At 53.5% G+C, this 21,391-nt stretch carries 19 protein-coding genes; 12 read left to right on the top strand and 7 right to left on the bottom strand.

What is annotated here, in order from left to right:
- From F1593_RS29070 to F1593_RS20920, 3 genes are all read left to right on the top strand, one after another.
- On the top strand, positions 1 to 203 hold a 203-nt coding region (locus F1593_RS29070), incomplete at its 5' end, for a hypothetical protein (protein WP_216368946.1).
- Positions 204 to 750: 547 nt separating this feature from the next.
- Complete coding sequence (locus F1593_RS20925) at positions 751 to 1,173, top strand: hypothetical protein (RefSeq protein WP_149403509.1); 423 nt, start codon at positions 751 to 753, stop codon at positions 1,171 to 1,173.
- A gap of 207 nt (positions 1,174 to 1,380) precedes the next feature.
- Complete coding sequence (locus tag F1593_RS20920) at positions 1,381 to 2,010, top strand: Yip1 family protein (protein ID WP_149403508.1); 630 nt, start codon at positions 1,381 to 1,383, stop codon at positions 2,008 to 2,010.
- A 28-nt stretch (positions 2,011 to 2,038) separates the two neighbouring features.
- On the opposite strand, the gene F1593_RS20915 is transcribed toward F1593_RS20920, so the two are convergent.
- The 3 genes from F1593_RS20915 to F1593_RS20905 all read right to left on the bottom strand — a co-directional run bounded on the left by F1593_RS20915 (position 2,039) and on the right by F1593_RS20905 (position 4,856).
- Positions 2,039 to 2,860: an NUDIX hydrolase gene (locus F1593_RS20915; protein ID WP_149403507.1), complete on the bottom strand. Its 822-nt coding sequence runs from the start codon at positions 2,858 to 2,860 to the stop codon at positions 2,039 to 2,041.
- A 222-nt stretch (positions 2,861 to 3,082) separates the two neighbouring features.
- A complete protein-coding gene (locus tag F1593_RS20910) occupies positions 3,083 to 4,246 on the bottom strand; it encodes an RNA-guided endonuclease InsQ/TnpB family protein (RefSeq protein ID WP_149403506.1) in 1,164 nt (387 codons plus the stop codon).
- Positions 4,230 to 4,856: an IS607 family transposase gene (locus F1593_RS20905; protein WP_149403505.1), complete on the bottom strand. Its 627-nt coding sequence runs from the start codon at positions 4,854 to 4,856 to the stop codon at positions 4,230 to 4,232. Before F1593_RS20905 ends, F1593_RS20910 begins: the two co-directional genes overlap by 17 nt.
- A gap of 440 nt (positions 4,857 to 5,296) precedes the next feature.
- Here F1593_RS20905 and F1593_RS20900 point away from each other — a divergent pair, with 440 nt between their 5' ends.
- The 4 genes from F1593_RS20900 (at position 5,297) to F1593_RS20885 (ending at position 9,886) form a co-directional block, all read left to right on the top strand.
- Positions 5,297 to 5,719, top strand: coding sequence for a TIGR03667 family PPOX class F420-dependent oxidoreductase (locus F1593_RS20900; protein WP_216368945.1), 423 nt, complete (start codon positions 5,297 to 5,299; stop codon positions 5,717 to 5,719).
- A 261-nt stretch (positions 5,720 to 5,980) separates the two neighbouring features.
- A complete protein-coding gene (locus tag F1593_RS20895; protein WP_149403504.1) occupies positions 5,981 to 6,397 on the top strand; it encodes a MarR family winged helix-turn-helix transcriptional regulator in 417 nt (138 codons plus the stop codon).
- 81 nt (positions 6,398 to 6,478) lie between these two features.
- Complete coding sequence (locus tag F1593_RS20890) at positions 6,479 to 7,456, top strand: ring-cleaving dioxygenase (protein ID WP_149403503.1); 978 nt, start codon at positions 6,479 to 6,481, stop codon at positions 7,454 to 7,456.
- 777 nt (positions 7,457 to 8,233) lie between these two features.
- On the top strand, positions 8,234 to 9,886 hold the full coding sequence (locus F1593_RS20885) for a GxGYxYP domain-containing protein (protein ID WP_216368944.1): 1,653 nt from the start codon (positions 8,234 to 8,236) through the stop codon (positions 9,884 to 9,886).
- Positions 9,887 to 10,070: 184 nt separating this feature from the next.
- Here the strand turns inward: F1593_RS20885 and F1593_RS20880 are convergent, their stop codons facing one another.
- From F1593_RS20880 to coaA, 3 genes are all read right to left on the bottom strand, one after another.
- A complete protein-coding gene (locus tag F1593_RS20880) occupies positions 10,071 to 11,486 on the bottom strand; it encodes an MFS transporter (protein ID WP_149403502.1) in 1,416 nt (471 codons plus the stop codon).
- 430 nt (positions 11,487 to 11,916) lie between these two features.
- Positions 11,917 to 12,405: a DinB family protein gene (locus F1593_RS20875; protein ID WP_235932647.1), complete on the bottom strand. Its 489-nt coding sequence runs from the start codon at positions 12,403 to 12,405 to the stop codon at positions 11,917 to 11,919.
- A gap of 258 nt (positions 12,406 to 12,663) precedes the next feature.
- Positions 12,664 to 13,605 (bottom strand): type I pantothenate kinase, encoded by a 942-nt coding sequence (coaA, locus tag F1593_RS20870; protein WP_149403500.1) that lies wholly within the window; start codon positions 13,603 to 13,605, stop codon positions 12,664 to 12,666.
- Positions 13,606 to 14,153: 548 nt separating this feature from the next.
- Between coaA and F1593_RS20865 the strand changes: the two genes are divergently transcribed.
- Complete coding sequence (locus F1593_RS20865; RefSeq protein WP_149403499.1) at positions 14,154 to 15,137, top strand: LLM class flavin-dependent oxidoreductase; 984 nt, start codon at positions 14,154 to 14,156, stop codon at positions 15,135 to 15,137.
- A gap of 279 nt (positions 15,138 to 15,416) precedes the next feature.
- Here F1593_RS20865 and F1593_RS20860 read toward each other — a convergent pair whose 3' ends face one another.
- Complete coding sequence (locus F1593_RS20860; protein WP_149403498.1) at positions 15,417 to 16,634, bottom strand: thiolase family protein; 1,218 nt, start codon at positions 16,632 to 16,634, stop codon at positions 15,417 to 15,419.
- 533 nt (positions 16,635 to 17,167) lie between these two features.
- On the opposite strand from F1593_RS20860, the gene F1593_RS20855 reads away from it, so the two are divergent.
- The 4 genes from F1593_RS20855 (at position 17,168) to F1593_RS20840 (ending at position 21,184) form a co-directional block, all read left to right on the top strand.
- Positions 17,168 to 17,674 (top strand): hypothetical protein, encoded by a 507-nt coding sequence (locus F1593_RS20855; protein WP_149403497.1) that lies wholly within the window; start codon positions 17,168 to 17,170, stop codon positions 17,672 to 17,674.
- Positions 17,675 to 18,027: 353 nt separating this feature from the next.
- On the top strand, positions 18,028 to 18,264 hold the full coding sequence (locus F1593_RS20850) for a ferredoxin (protein WP_149403496.1): 237 nt from the start codon (positions 18,028 to 18,030) through the stop codon (positions 18,262 to 18,264).
- On the top strand, positions 18,257 to 19,612 hold the full coding sequence (locus F1593_RS20845) for an NAD(P)/FAD-dependent oxidoreductase (protein WP_149403495.1): 1,356 nt from the start codon (positions 18,257 to 18,259) through the stop codon (positions 19,610 to 19,612). The genes F1593_RS20850 and F1593_RS20845 overlap by 8 nt, the downstream gene beginning before the upstream one ends.
- Positions 19,613 to 19,966: 354 nt before the next feature.
- Positions 19,967 to 21,184, top strand: a complete 1,218-nt coding sequence (locus tag F1593_RS20840; protein ID WP_235932646.1) for a cytochrome P450 — start codon at positions 19,967 to 19,969, stop codon at positions 21,182 to 21,184.
- The last annotated feature ends 207 nt before the right edge of the window (positions 21,185 to 21,391 follow it).

The raw sequence follows: 21,391 nt of genomic DNA, 5'->3' as shown, positions 1-21,391 counted from the left end.
AAACCAAAGCATCAAAACATCACCTTGAAGAACACCACCTTTGCCGACTTCCTGCAACCCATTCCTCGTCGGTCTCTACAGAATTCATCTCCTCCGCTTCTCGCTATTTAAGCGGTATTGCCCGTGAAGGGTGGCTGCTACGGATGGCTCCTCTCGCCTTCATTCCTCTTCATGAAGCGGTATGTATTGCTCGTGAGGGGTAGTCGCAGCGTGGGTTTGCCGTCTCGGCTCGCTGTATTGAGAGTGGAAAGCGGTAGGACTAGATGGGTAGGCATATGTTATCCTGAACTGTATTGTTTCGTATTATATATTGATGAGCTTGTGTGGGAAGAGGGATAATTGAATCGTCGGTGACTTTGCCGTGCCCCGTTGGGGAAAGCTGGCAGAGCAATCTCTTAAGGTAAGACGTGTTGGAACATGGAAAAGATCCATCAGAAGCTTTTGCATCTCCACCGAACACGGTACGTATAGTAATACGCTGGTATATAGGGGGTGGTTCGAGAAGAACCCTGCCTGCATTAAATATAGCATAGAATGCTAGAATGTCAAGCACTGATCTTTGTGTCTTTGTGCGTCAAGCACTGATTTTTGTGTGGGCTAAAGCTGCTGGAAAACGTTGAACATGCTGCTGTTTTTGGTACTTATCCCTGAGATTTGGACAACGGCAAGCATTCGGTGTATTATGGGGAATGAAAAAATGATTTCAGTTGTCGTACAGCATATCTCTAGTAAGAATAAAGGGCGATGTATATGGGAGAACAAACTCACCGGCTAGAAGATCTCAGTGCTGAACTTCTGGCGCTTGTTCATGAATCCGTCGCCATGGGTTTAGACTCGATCATGGGAGATGAGGATCTGATTCCGGTCCTCAATATCAGGACAACGATGATCGTGTTGCAAACGGAGACGTTGGAAGAGGCGCGCAAGGCGGTACCAGCCGTCCTGACCTCCAGTGGAGTTGAGCAGGGAGTGCTGATCTATAACGGGTATGCCACGCTGGAGGATGGACAATCCACGCGTGCACTTCTGGCGGAGGCATATGAGCTGACAACCGGTGCCCGCTTCTGCTTTACCCAACAGTATCGTCCGCCACGCAAAGCGAGCTTTCTCAGTCGAGCGCAGCCCCTTGATTGCATCGGCGAGTTGAAATTTATAGACTGCCGTCCCGAGTAAGCGCACAACTCTGTCCTTATTTGTCCATACGCTTCAAAAAAGGGCTATGGTAGAAGCACAGCCTTTTCTTTATGCTGTGTTTTTTTCGCTGTGCAGGTGTTGTTGCTGCAACAGTGTTTTTTACTTGACGCCCAGACCCAAAAAAAGCGATAATGATTAAAAAACAGCTATTGGTACATCATTATCAGTGTAGCAAGGAGGCATGTTTTGTCAGATAAAATCTCTTATCCTGCCCGCGAGCCGTCAATGGCTCGTCGGGGAGCTGGTGACTTATGCAAGCAATATCTGCGAGTGATGTTGCATCCATCGATACAGACATTTGCGGAGGAGAAGCAGTATGCGCGTTGGAGTAGTATCTGGATTCAACTGATCGGTTTAAGCGTTTTGAGCGCCATCCTGACCATTCTCGCCTTACTGATCTCGCCATCCAGCCTGACGCCGGTGGCGGGTATGAGCGCGCAGACCGAGCAACTGATGCTCTATGGCGTGACGGCTATCCTGATCATTGCCGCCACGCCCATTTCCTTCTTGATCGCGGGGGCTATTCTCTGTGCCATGGGCCGCGTCCTGGGAGGGCAGGGGAGATATGTACAGCAGCTCTATACGCTGGCCCTCTTTGGTGTCCCTATGGTGCTGCTCAGTTCTGTCTTACAGCTGATTCCCGGCACTACATCCTGGCTCCCCTATCTGCCGCACCTGTACAGCGTCTACCTGCTCATTCTCTCGATGCAGGCGATCCACAAATTCAAGCGGGCACAATTTATCGGTGTCACCGCCATCATTTGTATTTTGACCATCCTGGGCATCTACTTTCTACTCCTTCCGCCGCAAAGATAAGCAAGCAGAATGGAATGGAGAGGCAGGATTATGCCTGCTCACCAAAGAGTTTGAGTAGCTGCCGGGCGCTAGCATGGATATCATCTGGCGCGGGCAGCGCGGGCACGCGAGCCAATTCTATCCAATGGCCTTCAAATTCGGCCCCGGCTTGCTGCTCGCCTGCCACGTGGCAGAGATAAATAAAATCATGATGATAATGGGTTGCAATATTCTCAAGCAGAACCTGAAAAGGGACTGGAAGTAGCGTGGCCTCACCCATTGTTATCTCCAATGTATTCTCTTCCTGTTGGAGAAACTGGATCTCATAGCCGGTCTCCTCGCGCACCTCGCGTGCCACCGCTTCATGGGGATACTCACCCTCTTCGATATGTCCGCCGGGTGGGAACCAGCGTCCATCAGCCTTCTCGATCAGCAGGACCTTCGTATAGTCTTTGGAGAGTACATAGGCGGTTGCGGTATAGTCAAAGCTGTGGCGTGGTCGATCCATGCTGCGCTGATTGACGACCTGCCGCCGACTGCGCTCCGCCAGGATGATTCCTTGTACCTGTTGCAGCAGATTCTCAGGAGTGAGGAGATAATCCACATAGTCGGTCACCGCGCCATTGGGTGTCTCCAGCGCCAGTAAGCGCACCGTATCGGGATAGCGCTTGCGCCAGCGTGCGCCCTCGCGCAGGGAGCAGAGCGCCAGCGTATCGCGTCCTGCCAGCATCTGCTCTTCGAGCGCCGTCGCCTCTAAACGCGCCGCACTGAGCGCGGGACAATCCTCTAATAGCCGGGGCAGGAGTGCCTCAAGCGCCGCCGTAGCGGGCACCACCAGAAACAGGAGACCACATCTCTTACCTTCAAACATCACAACGTATCCTTTATGCTCGATTGCCAGATTCTCGGACCTGCAAAGCAAGCCCGGCAATCCTTATCATAGCAAACCTGACAAGTACTCGCGAGCCATTGGGATATCCCGCTATTTATCTGCTCTGATTACTGTAGGAAAACATATGCACGCACACGCTTCCAGCATCGTTCATTGTTCCTGCTTCCTCCCCAGGGGCCGCTGCGCCGAAACGCTTTGGTCTTACCCCAGGTCCACAGGCAAGTTTGCGTCCTCGTCGGAGCTACTGCCGTTGACGACTTGATCAATGAGCCCGATCAAGTGAAGGGCTTCCCGCAGGATATTCTGACCTGCATTGTGATCGCGATCTTGCGAAAAAAGATGGTAGGCGCAGTCAGGATTTTGGCACACGAACACGCGGTCCGCCAGCGTGATCTCGTCCCATTTCCACTGGCATCCATGGCAGAGCTTGGTTGAGGGGAAGAACCTTCCTACCTTCACGACCTGCCCACCTCGTTGCTCGACTTTGCTGGTCAACAGGTCCAACAGTTTGCCCAGGGCTGCATCAGAAAATGAGCGAGCCAGGCTGCGGTTTTTCAGCAATCCTTTGAGATGGAGATCCTCAATGCCAATGATGCCATAACAATCTGCCAGCCGAGTGGTGAGCTTTTGCAACACATCGTCACGTTTGCAGGTGATACGATAATGCAAGCGAGCCACCTGTTGCCGTGCTTTCTCGCGATTCTTTGATCCCGGTGTGCGGCGGTGCTGCCGTTTGTTGGCCTGACGGAGCTTTTTGAGGTTCGTTTTGAGGAATGCTTGGTTTTCGCATTCCTCGCCCGTACTCAAGGTCGCTAATCGGTTCAAGCCGACGTCCACCCCAACGGCTGCGGGTCGCTTCTGCGGGACTTCATCAGGGATGTCCACCGTGATGGAAATGAACCACCAATCCGCCTTTTTGGTCACACGCGCTCCCATGATTTTGCCTTTGAAGCGCAGGTTTTCCGCAAGATTGACCCAGCCAAGCTTGGGTATCCAGACATGGTGGTCTTTCAACTCAAACTGATCATTAGCCAGATAAAAACTGGGTTTGCTTTTCTTTTTGCTCTTGAAGCGAGGTCGTTGGGCTCGTTTCTCAAAAAAGGCGGTGAACGCTTTCGCCAGATCGAAAAACGGTTGATCCGACGCGTTTTTCGTCACGTCCCAGGTCCAGGGGAACTGTTCTCGCCGAATGGCAGTAAACTGCTTTTTGAGCTTGAATGCAGTGGGTTTTTCTCCGGCTTCGTAGTGCCGGTTCCACTCGGCCAGAGCCCAGTTCCAGGTGAACCGTGAGATGCCAGCGGCCTGGGAGAAATAGGCAAGTTGTTCGGGAGTGGGATGCAGACGGATTTTATGGGCTTTGATCATCGCGCTTTTCCTTGCCCCATGCTGCTGCACGCAAGGCGTTCTTGTGGGAACGCAATCCATGCAAACGAGCAGAAAACACCGTGACGATGGCGATGACATCCCGCACCAGTTCTTCTTCGGGTGAGAACGTTTCATCATTGATGACGAGAATGTCCGTGCCGTGGCGCTGACAGAACGCCTCAAACCAGTCGTAGCCGAAGCGCACAAAGCGATCCTGATAGGCAATGATCAGTTGACGTACCTGCCCCAGTTCGATCTGTTCAATGATGGAATTGAACCCCTTGCGTTTGTAGTTGAGGGCGGAACCGACGTCTTGGATCCACTGATCCACTTGAATCGTCTGATCCTGGCAATAGGCTCGCAACGCTTGCAGCTGAATGGCAAGATCTTTCTTTTGGGCAGGGGAGGAGACGCGGGCATACGCAATCACCACCCCACTCTGTGGAGCAATGAGCCCACGGTACTGCAAGTATTGTTCATGCGTATAATAGCGACGATTCGTCGGGCTGCGGAACGCAGGAAGGATCCCTTTACGATCCCATTTTTGCAAGGTATTGACCGACTTGCCGATGAACTTCCCGAACTGCTTTGGCGAATATACATGCTCCATGAATAGATTATACCGTATTTTACCGCATTTTTCAATACAGTTCCAACCTCTTTTTGCCTCCCTCGCCCTCACACAGTGGAATGGGGGAGCGATCCATCCGTAGCAGCCACCCGAAGAGGTCGTGCGACCCCTGGAACGCTTTCATGCACGCCAGGATCAGGACGCAAACTCCGTCAGCCTTCGTTTTTATGATTTTGTTGCTCAGACCCGATGGCGGATCGCGTAGGATGTGGTGAGGCTGCTCCAGACGATGACGAGCATGATGGATGCGAGCAGGGTACTGACTAAGGGAACGCCTTCAAGGGTGGGTTCGCCGTCGATATGAAAATGAAAGTAGCCAACAATCAGGAAGATGACGAATCGGGATGATGAAATAAAGAATAACTGCTCTCTGTTACAAAGTATGTAGTATGTTTTTTTGATACGATGAAAGGAATTTTATGATGGCAAAGTTACTCGATCTGACTCAGGAGCGAGATGCGCATATTGATCAGCGCTTGCGTGAAGATAAGATTGGTTGGTTAAATACCGTGCGCCCCGATGGACGTCCCCACGCGGTCGCCGTCTGGTTTTTATGGGATGGCGAGACTATTTTGATATTCAGCCGTCCTGTAAATCAGAAGGTGCGCAATATCAAGCAAAATCCCCATGTCCTGCTTGCCATTGACAATACGCATAACGGCTCTGATCCCATCACCATCGAGGGCACAGCCGAGTTACTGGCCCCTGACACCATCCAGGTGACCATCCCGCTTTATCTGGAGAAATATGCCGAACGCATCAAGGCTATTGGTTTCACGCCCGAGAAGATGGCCGCGGAATATAGCCAGCCGATCCGTATCACCCCGGTACGCGCCAGCTAACCCGGTTCAGGTTTGCTCGCCAAAGATACCATACGCATAAACATACGCGTTATATGTTAATGATGAGAAACGTAGGCATCGCACGGAGCGCAAGCGCAGGTCGATGCTCCGTTGCTCGTATGGGCATCTTGCCCCAACGCTCTGTATGTTTCGCCATGCTCTCGCGTTGGGGTACGGATGCGGCGTTGCCGTCTCTAGCCCTTGACGGGAAGACGGTTTAGTGCTAAACTGTCTTTGTTGATGAGTGAAAGGGATAATTTGATGGCGTTGCGATTGTCGGTGTTGGCCTGGTTGCGTTTGTTTCGTGTCTTTCAGAAGATCGATCGCCGTTCAGTGGTCCATTTACGGACGTTGGGATTGAGTACGGCTCAGTTCGATATTCTGGCCCGTGTGGGTACGACGAGTGGGATGACGCAGCAGGAGCTGGCGGATCGCCTTCTGGTGACGAAGGGCAATATCTCTCAATTGCTCAGTCGAATGGAGGGCCAGGGCTTGCTTAAACGCTGTCAGGATCGCCGGAGCAATACGCTGGCGCTTACGGAGGCCGGACAGGATCTCTATCGGCGCGCGGTTCCTTTTCAAGAGGATATGATCATGCAGTCGTTTGAGGGGCTGTCTACCGATGAGGTGCGGACTCTGTTGCGCTTGCTGGATAAGCTCGATCATTCACTTCGATAACGTTTTTTTTGCGTTGAGGGTTTAGTTCTAAACTAAGTAACGATAGATAGTCATGAAATTACTGACAAGGAGTTGGGAATTATGCAGCTGACTGGATTACATCATATCAGTGCGATTACTGGTAATGCGTCTTTGAATGTAGCGTTTTATACGCAGGTGTTGGGCCTGCATCTGGTCAAGAAGACGGTCAACCAGGATGATGTGGCCGCCTATCATCTGTACTATGGGGATGATATTGGTCACGCGGGTACGGCATTGACGTTCTTTGATTGGGCGCAGGCCGGTCCCAATCGTCCTGGTGTAGGGACGATTTCGGCGATTATGCTGGGTGTGACGGGTCGCTCGGCTCTGGAGTGGTGGGTGACGCGACTGGATAGCTTCCAGGTGCAGCATGAGGGTATCAAGGTGCGCGGCAAGAATGAGTCGGCGTATCTGGCCTTTACCGATCCCGAGGGACAGCATGTTGAGCTGGTCGATGATCTGGGCAAACTGGGTGGTCAGCCGTGGAAGGGCAGTCCCGTGCCTGCTGAGATGCGCGTGCGCGGCCTGTATGGCGTGCGTATCCTGGTACGAGATGTGGCTCTGACCGAGCGTCTACTGACCGGCACAATGGGCTTCCGTCGCGCTGATACGATCATCTCAGAGCAGCAGAGCACGATTGCGGTCTTTGAAGTGGGTGCGGGCGGTCCTGGCACCGAGGTCCATGTCGATATCCGTCCTGACCTGAACTTTGGCAGTCCCGCCATCGGTGGTGTCCATCACGTCTCGTTCCGCACGCCGGATGAAAAGGAGCATGCGCAGTGGCGTGAGAAGCTGGCGCGTGTCGTCCGTGGTGTCACACCCATCATCGAGCGCTTCTACTTTAAAGCCATCTACTTCCGCGAGCCCAACGGTGTCCTGTTCGAGATCTCGACCGACGGACCGGGCTTTGGTGGTGATGAAGATATCGAGCATCTGGGTGAACTGTTAGCCCTGCCTCCTTTCCTGGAGCCACATCGCGCCGAAATCGAAGCAGGTCTCAAGCCAATCCGGCCTGTGCACTTCGACGCCAAAAACTAAGCATCCGCAAGCGTTAGCTGAATTCTATCTTAAAAGATCCAGGCATGAATGTTCTCTTTCATGCCTGGATCTTTTGATCCTCTTCCACCCCTGACAAAGTGTTTAATTCCCATGCTCTCCACCATCTCTGTGCATGAGTTTTCGCACCTGCGGTGCTCAAACAGATTTTTATTATGTGATGTAGAAAAGGTTCGAAGAACCTTTTCTACATCACATAATAAAAAGGGCGCAGGCGCGCAAGCACCTGCCAGTCAGGGAGCAGCAAGATCCCGCAGGTATTGGAGGGCTGACACATTCTGACAGACAATGCCGCTCCAGGAGAATAATGAGAAGCACGAAGGGAGTGTAGGTGCGTGCCGAGGTCGCAACCGAGGTGCGCTTGCCCGTTCCTCGTACGCATCCCTACGAGAGTTTCCTGCAATCGTTGCTATTGGTGAGCATTTTGTGAGAGATGGCGGATAGTGAGCATGTTTGGGCTGTGGTGTGGTTGTGGTTAAAACACGGGTAAAATGGATTTTTTGCTGGCTGAGAATGCGATGTCGTCGTTAATGGCGCTTTATGTTTAGATGTGTTAGAATACATTGATTAGCTTAAAATAATATATACTCTGAGAGATAACCTTTCAGGTCCAAAGGATGATCTGAGGCGGGCTGAGGGGGAATGCTCGCCGTTTTGAACGTGCTCGATGTGCTGGCTGAGCATGATCTGTCTGTGTCTCTGAGCGGTTATTGCGTCGAGGGTTACGGTATGTGTTTGTTGTGATGAGGAGAAAGCTTGATGTCGAAAACCGTAGCAAGGCCGTGGCTGACTCGCGCCTCTCTGATCCTTTGTCTGGGGATCATTGGGATGGCATTGCTGGGTTGGCGTACGACGGTCATCGCGAATGTTCATGTGCCTGCCAGCCCTCAGATACGGGCGAGTAGTGGGATTTTTTGGCCGGCCAGTCAGGCATTGCCGACCTTTGCCCAACCGCAGGCGTTGGATGTGGCACAGCTTAATAATGTGCCGGGGGATATCGATTTGTTGTTCTCCACTCTGGAGGGCGTTGTCAACCGTAGTCAGCCTCGGATCTATCTGGTGGAGAATCAGCCTCGGGAAGGCGCAACTACCTGGCTGCAAACTCTCGCTGTTCCGGCTACCTTTCATACTGATCCCTGGGATATCGTGTCCAAATATACGCATGAGGTGCGTGGCATGATCGTCTATGATCCACGCGTGGCAGATAGTATCAATGTGGCGACGACGCTGGCTGGATTAGAGGGTGGGGTGGTGGCGAGTCCACGGCTGATACAGCGTTTGAAGGATCAATATCATCTTCCGCTCTTGAACGATTTACGCGGCAAGTTTGCCAACAATCTGGCGGCGAATATCTGGCAGATTCACAATCTCTGGCCGCGTACCACACATCGTCTGTTGATTGGTCTGTCCCCGATGTCTCTGGATAACAGGGCATCTGAAGGCTATGGGCCGTCTGGCTATCTGCGCGATTATGCCGTGGCGAATCGTGCGCTGGTCTGCTGGCTCCCGATCATGCAGCCTGCCACTGCCCTGCTCTTTCGGCAACTCCTCGCCTCCGTGCGGCCTGGCACGCCGTATCTCGGCTGGTTTGATAGTGAGTCGCGCGGTGTTCGTATGGCCTCGGCCTATGGTGTTTACACCCTGGCCGCCGACTTTTTCTCGAATATGACCGTCTTCTCAGGGGTACGGACCGCCCTGCCGGGTGTCCAGACGCTATCCGCGCCAGCCCTGAAAAAGAAGATTTATGTCACTATCACCGTCAGCGAAGGAGATAATCTTCAGTATGATCAGCATGCCATGCGTGTCTTATGGAACAGTCCTGGCCGTGGTAGTGTACCACTCAACTGGACTGTCAGTCCGTTGCTCGCCGATGTCGCGCCCGCTATACTGAGCTACTATGAGCAAACGGCCACACGCAACGATCTGCTCATCTCTGGCCCATCGGGCGCTGGCTATTATTATCCATCCGAGTGGCCGATTGGCAACTTGAATAGCTTCTTGCGCCAGTCGAACACCTATCTGGCACGCACAGGGCTGCATGTCATATTCTACCTCAACGACAACCAGAACCTGCCCCGAGCAGTCACACAATTGCGCAGCGCCCGCACGCAGGGCATCCTCTTAAACTGGTTTTACGCGCGCACCACCACCCGCATCGGCGCGGGCCAGGTACCCGTCTCAACCCAGATCACTGGCGAGAGTCGGGTTGGACTCCTGCGTGCCATTCGTAACAACGCCGCGGGCTGGAATGGAAAGGCACCCCTCTTCATTGCCGCCCTCGCCGTCGCCTGGAAACTTACCCCGGCCGATATTGCCTATGTCGTAGAGCATCTCGGCCCCAACTTTGTCGTCGTGCGTGGAGATCAATACTTCCAACTCATTCGACGCGCCTATCATCTCCCCGCCGCCTGATCATCGTAGAACAAGCGAGCAGATAACTGTTAGCGGTTATCTGCTCGCTGTATTGTGGAAAATATCGGAAAACGAAGGTGTGGCACGACGCCGCAACGGAGGTGCGCTTACCTCTTGCTTGCACCGAAATTTTCCCCCAACGCGTTGTAATGTGTCTCAAAACATCATCTGCCGGATAGATGGCCTACGGGAGCAATGATTGTACGATGGACGGGAAAGCGCACCTCGGTTGCCACCTCGGCCACCTACTCCAACAAACTGGGGGAAGATCACATCCGTAGGAACCACCCTTCACGGGTGGAGGGCCACGACCCTCTCGCACTGGCTCTCCTTCCCGCCTGCTCTGGGGCGCTTTTATCCGACGTAGGTGCTGATTCAGTGTGGCTGAGAAGGCAATAAGTGTGAGGCCACCTGTAATGAGGAGAATGGTGAATGTTGTACCAACGTTCTGGAGTAGAAGCCCGGTCAGCGCCAGGCTCACAGGATTACTACTAAAGACAATCAGCCGGTAGACGCTATTGATGCGACCCTGTAAGGCATCAGGGATCAGGGCCATACGCTGGCTCCGCTGCAGGACATCAAAGATGGGGAAAAGGAAAAAGAGGAGGGCGAGAATGGCTCCAAGCGTGAACAGATTGGGCGCCAGGATCAGCAAAGGCGCGAGAAGGGCCTGTGCCCACAGGGTGCTGATGGCGATCACAAAGAAGCTTAGACGGTGATGGAGCAGCGGAGCAGCCAGAGAACCCAGGACCCCGGCGATGCCTGCGACGAAGAATAGGAGACCAAGATCTACTGCCGAGGCATGCAGGTGTTGTCCCAGTACAATGCTGATCAACGTGATTCCCCCGGTCACCAGATTGAGGCCACAAAGCAGCAGTGCCAGCGAGCGAACGAGCCGTTGATCCCACAACCACTTCAGGCCCTCTTTGACCTCGGTCCTCAAAGCACGTGTGGATCTCGTATGCTCCTGTTGAAATGGGGTTTTAATGAGGAGGAGCGAGAGGACAGAGCCGAGATACGAGACGGTATCGGCAAGAAAAGGAAAGAGTCTATTCACACTATAGAGGAGACCGCTCAGCGGCGAGCCAAGCATCGTCGCGATATTATAGGTCGCGATATTCTGCGCGCTTGCGGCAGGTAATTGCTCCTTCGAGACAACCTGGGGCAGGCTGGAGACCTCAGCAAGATCGAAGAAGACAAAGAAGGTCCCTTCAAGCAGAGAGACCAGATACAGTTGGATGATGGTCAGATCACCGAGGTACAGAGCCAGCGGGATGCTTGCCATGCTCAGAAAACGTCCAAGATCGCAGATGATCATCACCAACTTGCGGTTCCATCGATCCACGAGCGCGCCAGCGAGCAGGCTGAGGACCAGATAAGGAACAGTACGGAGCGCAGCAGCGATCCCTGCCTGTGCGGGTGAATGTGTGAGCGCGAGGATCAACAGAGGAAAGGCCAGTTGCGACACTTGCGCGCCAGTTACCGAGACCACCTGACCGCCCCAGAGCAACAGATAGTCCCGGTTACGCCATAGTGGAAGTGGCATGCTGGCCTTTGTTATCTCATCTTTACGGATATCCTGATTGTGATTATCTATCACGAAATTATTCCTGACTCTCTGTTCATATGCACAAAGAATGTAAATATATATTTTTGCAAATGAGATGTCAAGATTATCGCATGGTTCGGAATATTCGGTTTGACGCCACCCGTAAAGAGCAATTGCGCTCAAAGCGCTCAAATATGTGGAATAAGGAATGGTGCACAAAAGCAGTAGGGGAGCGATGTAGGTGCGTGCCGAGGTCGCAACCGAGGTGCGCTTTCCTCGTCTCGTACGATACACTCACCCGTAGGCTGATCCCATCTCGCCCGTAGCCCAGGTCTCTTCCAACCTCAACAGTCATGCGGGGAACATACAGAGCGGTGGGGCAAGATGGTTGTACGTGAACGGCGCATTGGCCTGCGCTGCGCTTCGTACGCTACCTACTTTTTCCATCAGATAAAATCGTGTATGTTGGTTTTGATGGTGTTTAGAGGTCGGGAACCCAGTGGCCGTGGGTGCCGAGCGTGAGAAAGAGTTCGCCTCCATGGTTGAGATCGTGTTCGAGGACGTGCCAGATGATCCATTGGCGGGTGATGGGTCGGTGCTCACCGTCTCGTGTGCGGATATAGTTATCGTTCAGGCTGGCTGGATTCCAGCGCTTCAGGCAATCTTCGATCATCGCCCAGGTTGCTTCAAGGCCATGCAGTAGTTCTTTGGTGCTGCGGATCGGCGCATCCTCATCATCCCAATGGCTCAGATCTTCCATGGTGGCGTCGCCTTCGCCCAGGTGTAAATGGAACCAGCCTGCCCGCGCTCCCACGATATGGGCCGTGATCTCATGTACTGTGCGTTGCTGGGGCGCGACCCGCAAGTTCAACTGCTCATCCGTCAGCGGCCGAATTGCCTGCAATAGATGCTGCTGATAGTTATCCCATCCCTGGTAAAAAGGCCATAGTGAATTGGTTGTTGTTGTCAATTTATATTCCTTCTGCCTTGTAAAATAACGTTTGTATTGTTCCATTATAGCGCCTCAACAGGACAAAATCGACCCTATTAGGATCCATTCTCGTACTGAAATCTCGCCCATGGCTCTGACACGGTGCTTATGGGCGTTGAGGGGTGATGATCGTACGATGGATGGGAAAGCGCACCTCGGTTGCGACCTCGGCACGCACCTACACTTCTCCATCGTCATTTCTGGTATTTGAGCGTATTGCCCGTGAAGGGTGGTTGTTTAGAGTTTGCGTAGCCTGACGGTCTCGATGGCGTGGTCGGGTCCTTTATGCAGGATCAGGTGGGCGCGTTCCCGGGTTGGGAGGATGTTTTCGCGCAGGTTGGGACTATTGGTTTGCTGCCAGATGCCGCGTGCGGTGGCGATGGCCTCGTCTGTGGAGAGGGTGGCGTAGCGCGTGAAGTAGGATGAGGGATCGCGGAAGGCCGTTTCGCGCAGTGTCAGGAAGCGCTCGCTATACCAGCGTTCGATGATCTCTTCCTGCGCATCGACATAAATCGAGAAGTCGAAGAAGTCTGAGACAAAGAGATTGTGCTGCTTGTTGGGCTGTCCATCGCCGGTTTGCAGGACATTGAGTCCCTCGACGATCAGGATGTCGGGCTGGTCGATGATCTGGTTGCAATCGGGCACGATATCATAGACAAGGTGCGAGTAGATGGGGGCGCTGACCGCCGGACGACCGGATTTCACGTCGTCCATGAAACGCAGCAGGCGGCGTACATCATAGCTTTCGGGGAAGCCTTTGCGCGTCATAATGCCGCGCTCCTTGAGGATACGGTTGGGACGCAAAAAACCGTCGGTTGTGATCAGGTCTACTCTGGGATGCTCAGGCCACGCGGCAATCAGTTCTTGTAAGAGGCGCGCGGTCGTGCTCTTGCCAACGGCCACGCTGCCAGCGATCCCAATGACATAGGGAACCTGGGGCGCACGATGGCCGAGAAAGGTCGCCGTCGAGCCGTGCAGTTGTCTGGTGGCCGAGACATAGAGGTTGAGCAGGCGCGAGAGCGGCAGATAGATCATCTCGACCTCGTGTAAGGATATACGGTCATTGAGACTGCTCAGGGATTTCAGACGGCGCTCTGAGAGTGTCAGCGGCGTATTGGCGCGCAGCCCGGCCCACTCCTCGCGTGTAAATGAAAGATAGCGTGTAAGATCATTCGACATACTGATATATTCTGTTCTGTGGCACCCAGTGATATCTGCATCGGGATAGCAGCCAGTGGATCTGGATCTGGTGTGCGGCAAGAACTCCTTCTTTCAACGTAGTCATTCTTTTCAAGATAAGCATGGATCGCATCTGCTTGTATTCTACACGCTCTCGTGTTTTCCGCAAGGGCGGTTGAGATCGATTGTGAATGGCGATGCTTTCTGAGATGGCCCTGTGACTGCTTTTCTTGTGACTGCTTTTCTATGGAATAATTATGCTATTTGATTGGTTATGTGGATAGAGAGAATACACAATTTTCATGTTAAGTTTCTAACAAAGTGTTTGTTTCCCATAGTCTTCGCCATCCTGGCGCATGAGTTTTCGCACCAATGGTGCTCAAACAGATTTTTAGTATGTGCTGTAGAAAAGGTTCTTCGAACCTTTTCTACAGCACATACTAAAAAGGACGCAGGCGCACACACCTGCCAGCAGGTGAGCAGCAAGATCTCGCTGGGGATGGGAATCAGACACATTGTAAGTATTAGAAAGGTAGATAGGATAGATCATGCAGACAAATACATCCATTTATACCGCTGAGGTAGCAGATCAGCTTCCAGTGCGTGAGCGTGTGGGTCTGGTGTTGAATGATTCCAATGCTGCAACGCTTACGAAGAAAGCCGTTGCGGCTGAAGAAGCTGGCGTGCGTCAGATCTGGAGTACCCAGTCTCCTTTGACAGGGGATACACTCACCGCCTTCGCCGCCGTCGCCATCCAAACGAAATCGATTCGCCTGGGAAGCTCAATTATCCCCACCTATCCCCGGCATCCTTTGACGATGGCCGGACAGGCTCTGGCACTGGATGATCTGGCTCCGGGACGTCTCCGCCTGGGTATTGGCTCCAGCCATCGCCCCATCATTGAAGGCGTCTATGGGATACCGATGGTCAAGCCACTGGATCATCTGCGCGAATACATCAATATTGTGCGTGCAGCCCTCTGGGAAGGACAGGTCGATCATCAGGGAACCTACTTTACCGTGAAAGCAAAGCTGGAACGTACCGCGAAAATTCCCATTTTGACTTCAGCTCTGGGTGAGAACGCCTTCAGGCTAGCCGGTGAAATATCCGATGGCGCGCTCCCCTGGCTCTGCCCCACCCCCTACCTGTTAAAGACCAGCCTGCCAATCCTGCAAGCCTCGGCCCGTGCACATGGACGCCCGGTTCCACCACTCGTCGCACATGTCCTGGTTGCCGTCAATGAAGACCGTCCTGCAGTCATCGAAGCCACCCGTAAACAGATTAGCTACTACGGGCATCTTCCCTTCTATGCCCACATGTTCGCCGAATCTGGTTTCCCCGTTGGTGAGGGTGGCGTCATGTCCGATGACCTGATCAGCAGCCTGGTCATCTCCGGCACTGATAGCGCCATCGCTGACCGCTTCAAAGAACTGCTCGCATCTGGCCTGAACGAACTCCTCATCCTGCCCATCGCCGTACAGCAGGCCGACAGCGAATTGCAACACCTCATGCGCCTCATCGGCCAACTCTAGCCTGTTCATTTAAAACACCAAATAACGAGAATCATGAGGAAAAACGGAGGCATTGCACGGAGCGTAAGCGCAGGTCAATGCTCCCTTGCTCGTACGGACTCTCTCGCCCCAACGCTCTGCACTGTTCCCTGATAGTGGGAATGGCCTACGGGCGGGATGTTCGTACGAGGAACGGGAAAGCGCACCTCGGTTGCGACCTCGGCACGCACCTACACTTCTCCATCGTCATTCTCGTTGTTTAAGCGGTATTACCTGTGAAGGGTGTTGTTACTTGATTTGTTAGCGGTTGCTGATCCTGGTGTCGATCCGCTCAATGATGGTGGCGATGCCCTGCCCGACGCCGATACACATCGTGGCGAGTCCATAGCGGGCCTGGCGGCGTTCGAGTTCGTGGAGCAGCGTCACAACCAGTCGGGCACCACTACAGCCAAGGGGATGGCCCAGGGCGATGGCTCCTCCATTGACGTTGACACGTTCGGGATTGAGATCGAGTTCGCGGATACATTGGATGGCCTGGACGGCAAAGGCTTCATTGAGCTCGATCAGATCGATATCCTCCAGCCGCAATCCCGCTCGTTGGAGGGCTTTGCGGGTCGCCGTGATGGGCCCCAGTCCCATATAGGCAGGATCAACCCCGCTGACAGCTGAGGCGATAATGCGCGCCCGTGGACGGATGCCCGCATCTTGCGCGCCGCTGTGGGACATCAGAACCAGGGCGGCGGCCCCGTCGTTGAGGCTGGAGGCATTGCCAGCGGTGACGCTTCCACGTGGACGAAAGGCGGGTTTCAAGGTGGCAAGTTTAGCGAGCGAGGTAGCGGCGCGTGGCTGCTCATCCATCGTCATGCTATGCGGCTCGTTGTCTGATCCAGGCAGGGGAACCGGCAGAATTTCAGCTTGAAAGCGACCGGCATCGCGGGCCGCGCAGGCTCGTTGATGGCTATGGAGCGCAAAGGCATCCTGCTCTTCACGACTGATCTGGTAGGTTTCCGCGATATTTTCCGCCGTCTCGCCCATGCTATAAGGATAATGCTGCTCGGCGAGGCGGGGATTCACGAAGCGCCAGCCCATGGTTGTATCATAGAGTTCCGTGTTGCGGCTGAAGGCGCTGGCGGCTTTGCTCAGCACAAACGGTGCCCGCGTCATACTCTCCACGCCTCCTGCCACATACGCGATACCCGCGCCCGCCTGGAGCGCCTGGGCCGCGCTATTGATTGCCTGCAAGCCTGATCCACAGAGACGATTCACCGTCTGGCCCGCCACATGTAATGGCAATCCCGCCAGCAGGAGAGCCATCCGAGCCACATTGCGATTATCCTCGCCCGCCTGGTTCGCGGCACCCAGAATGACATCCTCAATACAATCCGCATCGATACCGGCGCGCTCCACCGCCGCGGCAATCACCAATGCCGCCAGATCATCGGGCCGCACATCCTTGAGGGCTCCGCCATAGCGACCAATCGGCGTACGCAGTGCCGAAACAATCACAGCCTCTTCCATGTTTTTCCTGCTCCTTTGCATATGAACTCATCTCTTTCCCTATTCTACCCGAAAAATGATCATCCCGCCAACACAGCATAGTACGGGATCAGGGTTTTCCAGTTCTGACAGCACGTGGGGATGCAAGGGGCGGCAAGCCCATTGCCGGAGCGCGAAGTGTCCTCGCACATCTTCCTCTCCTCGCGCCGAAGGTGCGACAAGAAGAGCATTGGAATGTTCTGCCACAGGATACAGGCGTCCAGACAGATTATTCTATTAAAATTGTTGTTTCCTTTTTTAATTATATATTTGTACATCCATAATTTTACTAAAGTTATTTCAGGTTCTTCTTATACTGTTAAGGAGAGTTAAAAGAAATACAAAGGACTCTCATTATCAGCTCAGATGCAAGAACTCATATGTAGAATGAGATCGCGCTATGGTCGCATTCCTGGCGCATACAGAATTGCACTGGTGTTTTGCAAGGGTCAGAAAGATATGAGCGCTTGCATTGAGTCATCTGATGCTTAAGCCAAAAGAGAAAGGGAACGAACATGAAAAAGGTTTCGATGAAGAAGGCAATCGTAACAGTCATTGGGACGACTATGCTTAGCATGGGAGCCCTGGCAGCACTGGCTAACCCCGCGAGTGCGGCAACTTCAATCCATAAGGACATCTTTCCCATCGGACCGGGTGCACCCACAACAGGTGCGCCCATCTCGACTGGACCCACAACAGGTGCGCCCATCTCGACTGGACCCACAACGAGTGGAGACAGCGAGTGGAATCCCTATGGGCCAGACTGGGAATTTTTCGCTAAATGTAAAATTGAATACGAATATGGTTCACTTGAAGCCAAATGCTTTAAGAAGGTTGATGACGAAGAACATAGAGGCGACCCTGTAAACTACAACAAAAACGACATCTATGTCACGTCATCGTCGAACCCGTACCAGTACAATTACCAGAAACAATACCAGGACCAGGACCAATTCCAGAAACAATTCGAGTTCGATCACAGTTTCTTTCATCAGCACAGACACTGTCATCACGACGACTAGCGTGTGAGTAGATCCTCTCTGCGGGCAAGTGAGGGGTGAGATCCCGAGCATCTGCACTGACCTCTTGCTTGCTCCTCACCTCCATATGCTGGAGATGCGTTTCTGGTTATGTGCGAGCATGGTCGCGCGGCAAATGGGTTCGGTTCCCTTTAAAAACGGACCCTGGGTTGTGCGGCCATGCTTGCTATTTGACATTTTCCCTCGTTTTGTGGATTGATCGTAGTATGCTTGCTGTACATTCATAGATGTCGATGGAAGCTCATGTAGTCGTAAGCATGAGCTATCGTGTTTCTCTATGCTTGAGCGGCGTGGCGGCTGTCAGTCAATCGCGCACTTGAGGAGGATGTTGGTTAATGAGAGTTGTTGTTGATTTGAATCGTTGCCAGAGTTATGGGCAGTGCTGTTATGCCGCCCCCACGGTGTTTCGCTTCCATAATGGCGAGTCCCTGGAATACAATTATGCTCCTGAGGATGATCTGGACGAACAGGTGTTGCGCGCCGCGAAGGCGTGTCCGGTACAGGCGATCAGTATAGGGATAGAGGATGAAGCGTATGAGGCGTTAGAACAGAAGGTGCAGCAGCATGGCTAATCGTATTGATGAGGTGACGGCTCCCAGACGCATTGTGATTGTGGGGGCGTCTCTGGCTGGTTTACGGGCCGCCGAGACGTTGCGCCTGGAGGGCTTTAGCGGCCAGTTGACCCTGATCGGGGATGAGCCCTATCCTCCCTATGATCGGCCTCCCCTCTCCAAACAGGTGCTGTCAGGCTGGTTGCCGGTGGATCATATTACGCTGCCCGTTCAGGTGAAGTTGGATGCGCGCTGGCTGCTGGGTGTTCCAGCCAAACGCCTGGATATGCTGAAGCGGCAGGTGGTGCTGGCGGATGGTCAGACGGCTGATTTTGATTATCTGCTGATCGCGACGGGAACACGCGCTCGCCCCTGGCCCGATGCGGATGAGGCGGCATTAGAGGGAGTTTGCTCGGTGCGCAATCGCGATGATGCCAGCAAGCTCTACAAGCTATTGTCCCAGAAGCCCCAGCGCGTATTGGTGGTGGGCGGTGGCTTTATCGGCAGCGAGGTAGCCTCGGTCTGTCGGGATCTGGGATTAGAGGTCACGCTGGCCGAGCGAGGACCTGCTCCGCTGGGCGGCGCGCTGGGCACAACGATTGGAAGTATTGTGGCGCGGGAGCAGCGCAAATACGGAGTGGATTTGCGTGTGAATACGGTGGTGACGGCGCTGGAAGGGAATGGACAGGGGCGCTTGCGGGGAGCGCAGTTGTCGGATGGCTCAACGGTTGAGGCGGATGTCGCGGTGATCGCGCTGGGCGCTTTGCGCAATGTCGAATGGCTGTTCAAGGCGAATCTCTCGGCTGATGAGCGTGGTGTGGTATGTGATACCTATTGTCGCGCACTGGACAATAAAGGGGATGTGGTCGAGAATATCTTTGTGGCAGGCGATATTGCGCGCTGGCCGCATCCTCTGTTTCACTATGAGGAGGAATTGCTGGCGGTCGAGCATTGGGGCAATGCGATAGACCAGGCTGAGACGGCGGCCCATAATATGCTCAATCCTTCCTTTGATTATCGTCCACATACTCATATGCCCAATTTCTGGTCAAGCATGTTTGGGGCCAGTATCAAGTCAGTGGGCCTGCCGACGGTCGCGGATCAGGTCGTCATCACGCAGGCATCGTTTGGGATGCGCCGTTTTACCGCCGTCTATGGGCGACAGGGCAAGGTCGTGGCCGCAGTCTCCTTCAACGCGGGACAGATGTTACCATCCTATCAGACGCTGGTTGAGCAATCTGCTCCTTTCCCGCCCGATCTGCACGCCTCCGATCAGCCACAGACCTTCGCGCCGCAGTCAGCCGGCTTCCCACACGCCGGACATCCCAAATACGACACAGGCGCTGAACCAAACATGGTCACACCGTAAGTATATTGAACTACGTGAGAAATGCGAGATTGTTAAGGGTGCAACCCTTAACCCGGGTTCCAGGCTCGCACCTGAATATATTGAACTACGTGAGAAATGCGGGATTGTTAAGGGTTGCACCCCTTAACCCGGGTTCCAGGCTCGCACCTGAGTATATTGAACTACGTGAGAAATGCGGGATTGTTAAGGGTGCAACCCTTAACCTGGGTTCCAGGCTCGCACCTGAATATATTGAACTACGTGAGAAATGCGGGATTGTTAAGGGTGCAACCCTTAACCCGGGTTCCAGGGCTGTGCCCTGGCCTCTCTCCACTACCTGCCCGCGTAGCGGGCAAGTTTCCTGAAATGAGGTTCATGATGGCTGTGTCGCAGAACAATCTATTGGATCAGGTATTGGCCTATGCCAACCGTCCCAATCCTTATCCTCTCTTCGCGCAATTGCGGGAACATCCCGTGCTGGCACAGGGGGATGGGCGCTATGTAGTGAGCACCTATAAGGAAATTAACGACATTTTACACGATCCACGTTTTAGTAGTGATATGAGCAAGTGCTATAGTAAGGAGGATCAGCGCGTGGTGGAAGAGGAAGGACAGATACCTGGTTTTGTCTTTCTCGATCCACCCAAGCACGATTGGTTACGTCATCAGGTTATGAGTAAGTTTACGCCTGACCTGATCTATAGTCAGAAGCCGCGCCTGCTGGAGGTAGTCAAGGAGGCGCTGGATACCAGGCGTAATGTTCAGCAGTTAGATATTGTGGATGATGTGGCCTATCCCGTGCCGGTGACGATTATCTGTGAGATCCTGGGGGTGCCGCGCTCCGATGAGTATCTCTTTCACGAATGGTCTGATCAATTGATTCTGGGCAATGATACCAGTCAGGCCAGGAATCCAGAGATACGCATGCAGACCCTGAAGGCGATTAAGAGCATCCGTACCTATATGGCAGACCTGATCAATGCGATTAAGAGGCAGCCACGCGAAGGATTGCTCTCTGCGATGTTGCATGATACGACAAATGAGAAGCTGATGAGCAATGATGAACTGGTCACGACCTCCGTCCTGCTGCTGGTTGCGGGTCATGAAACCACGGTCAACCTGATCTCCAATAGTATGTTCACCCTGTTACGCTTCCCAGAGTGGCTGGAGCGCCTGCGTAAGGAGCCAGAACTGGCGGCCCAGGTGGTCGAGGAGGTCTTGCGCTATGAGCCACCGGTCCAGATGTTACGCCGCACGTCCCTGGCTGACGTCACCATTGCCGGTGTCACCATTCCAAAGGGAGCCCCGATCCACCTGATCATCGCCGCCGCCAATCGGGATCCAGAGCACTTCAGCGAACCCGACCGCTTTAATCCTGAGCGCAAAGACATTGATCATCTTGGCTTTGGTGGTGGTATCCATTATTGTGTCGGCGCGCCGCTGGCCCGTCTGGAGACGCAGGTCACGCTGGTCGAACTGGCGCGTCGCCTGGAGAATCCTCAACTGATCGATGCCGCGCCGCCATATCGTCTGGGCGCATCGATCCGTGCGCCCCGCCACCTCTTCGTGCACTATGACCACATGCGCGATTAAGCAAGTAAATAAGCCATATTATATAAAACGTTCAATCAACGTTTTATATAATATGGGATAAGAATATACCATGTCTCCATGTATAAAGGTAAATACTGCTAAAATAACGAGAATCACGATGGAGAAATGTAGGTGCGTGCCGAGGTCGCAACCGAGGTGCGCTTTCCCGTGCATCGTACGAGCAAGCGTCCCCGTAGGCCATCTGTC

The sequence above is a fragment of the Dictyobacter arantiisoli genome (assembly GCF_008326305.1).
GTDB classification, from domain to species: Bacteria; Chloroflexota; Ktedonobacteria; order Ktedonobacterales; family Ktedonobacteraceae; genus Dictyobacter; species Dictyobacter arantiisoli.
Note: the sequence above shows the minus strand (reverse complement) of the source record. Positions and strands in the feature narration are given on the sequence as shown.

What these genes read in the sequence shown, in the direction of transcription:
- F1593_RS20925 (WP_149403509.1), top strand. Translation starts at nt 751, where the DNA reads ATGGGAGAACAAACTCACCGGCTAGAAGATCTCAGTGCTGAACTTCTG.
- F1593_RS20915 (WP_149403507.1), bottom strand. Translation starts at nt 2,860, where the DNA reads ATGTTTGAAGGTAAGAGATGTGGTCTCCTGTTTCTGGTGGTGCCCGCT.
- F1593_RS20910 (WP_149403506.1), bottom strand. Translation starts at nt 4,246, where the DNA reads ATGATCAAAGCCCATAAAATCCGTCTGCATCCCACTCCCGAACAACTT.
- F1593_RS20905 (WP_149403505.1), bottom strand. Translation starts at nt 4,856, where the DNA reads ATGGAGCATGTATATTCGCCAAAGCAGTTCGGGAAGTTCATCGGCAAG.
- F1593_RS20900 (WP_216368945.1), top strand. Translation starts at nt 5,297, where the DNA reads ATGATGGCAAAGTTACTCGATCTGACTCAGGAGCGAGATGCGCATATT.
- F1593_RS20895 (WP_149403504.1), top strand. Translation starts at nt 5,981, where the DNA reads ATGGCGTTGCGATTGTCGGTGTTGGCCTGGTTGCGTTTGTTTCGTGTC.
- F1593_RS20890 (WP_149403503.1), top strand. Translation starts at nt 6,479, where the DNA reads ATGCAGCTGACTGGATTACATCATATCAGTGCGATTACTGGTAATGCG.
- F1593_RS20885 (WP_216368944.1), top strand. Translation starts at nt 8,234, where the DNA reads ATGTCGAAAACCGTAGCAAGGCCGTGGCTGACTCGCGCCTCTCTGATC.
- coaA (WP_149403500.1), bottom strand. Translation starts at nt 13,605, where the DNA reads ATGTCGAATGATCTTACACGCTATCTTTCATTTACACGCGAGGAGTGG.
- F1593_RS20865 (WP_149403499.1), top strand. Translation starts at nt 14,154, where the DNA reads ATGCAGACAAATACATCCATTTATACCGCTGAGGTAGCAGATCAGCTT.
- F1593_RS20860 (WP_149403498.1), bottom strand. Translation starts at nt 16,634, where the DNA reads ATGGAAGAGGCTGTGATTGTTTCGGCACTGCGTACGCCGATTGGTCGC.
- F1593_RS20855 (WP_149403497.1), top strand. Translation starts at nt 17,168, where the DNA reads ATGAAAAAGGTTTCGATGAAGAAGGCAATCGTAACAGTCATTGGGACG.
- F1593_RS20850 (WP_149403496.1), top strand. Translation starts at nt 18,028, where the DNA reads ATGAGAGTTGTTGTTGATTTGAATCGTTGCCAGAGTTATGGGCAGTGC.
- F1593_RS20845 (WP_149403495.1), top strand. Translation starts at nt 18,257, where the DNA reads ATGGCTAATCGTATTGATGAGGTGACGGCTCCCAGACGCATTGTGATT.
- F1593_RS20840 (WP_235932646.1), top strand. Translation starts at nt 19,967, where the DNA reads ATGATGGCTGTGTCGCAGAACAATCTATTGGATCAGGTATTGGCCTAT.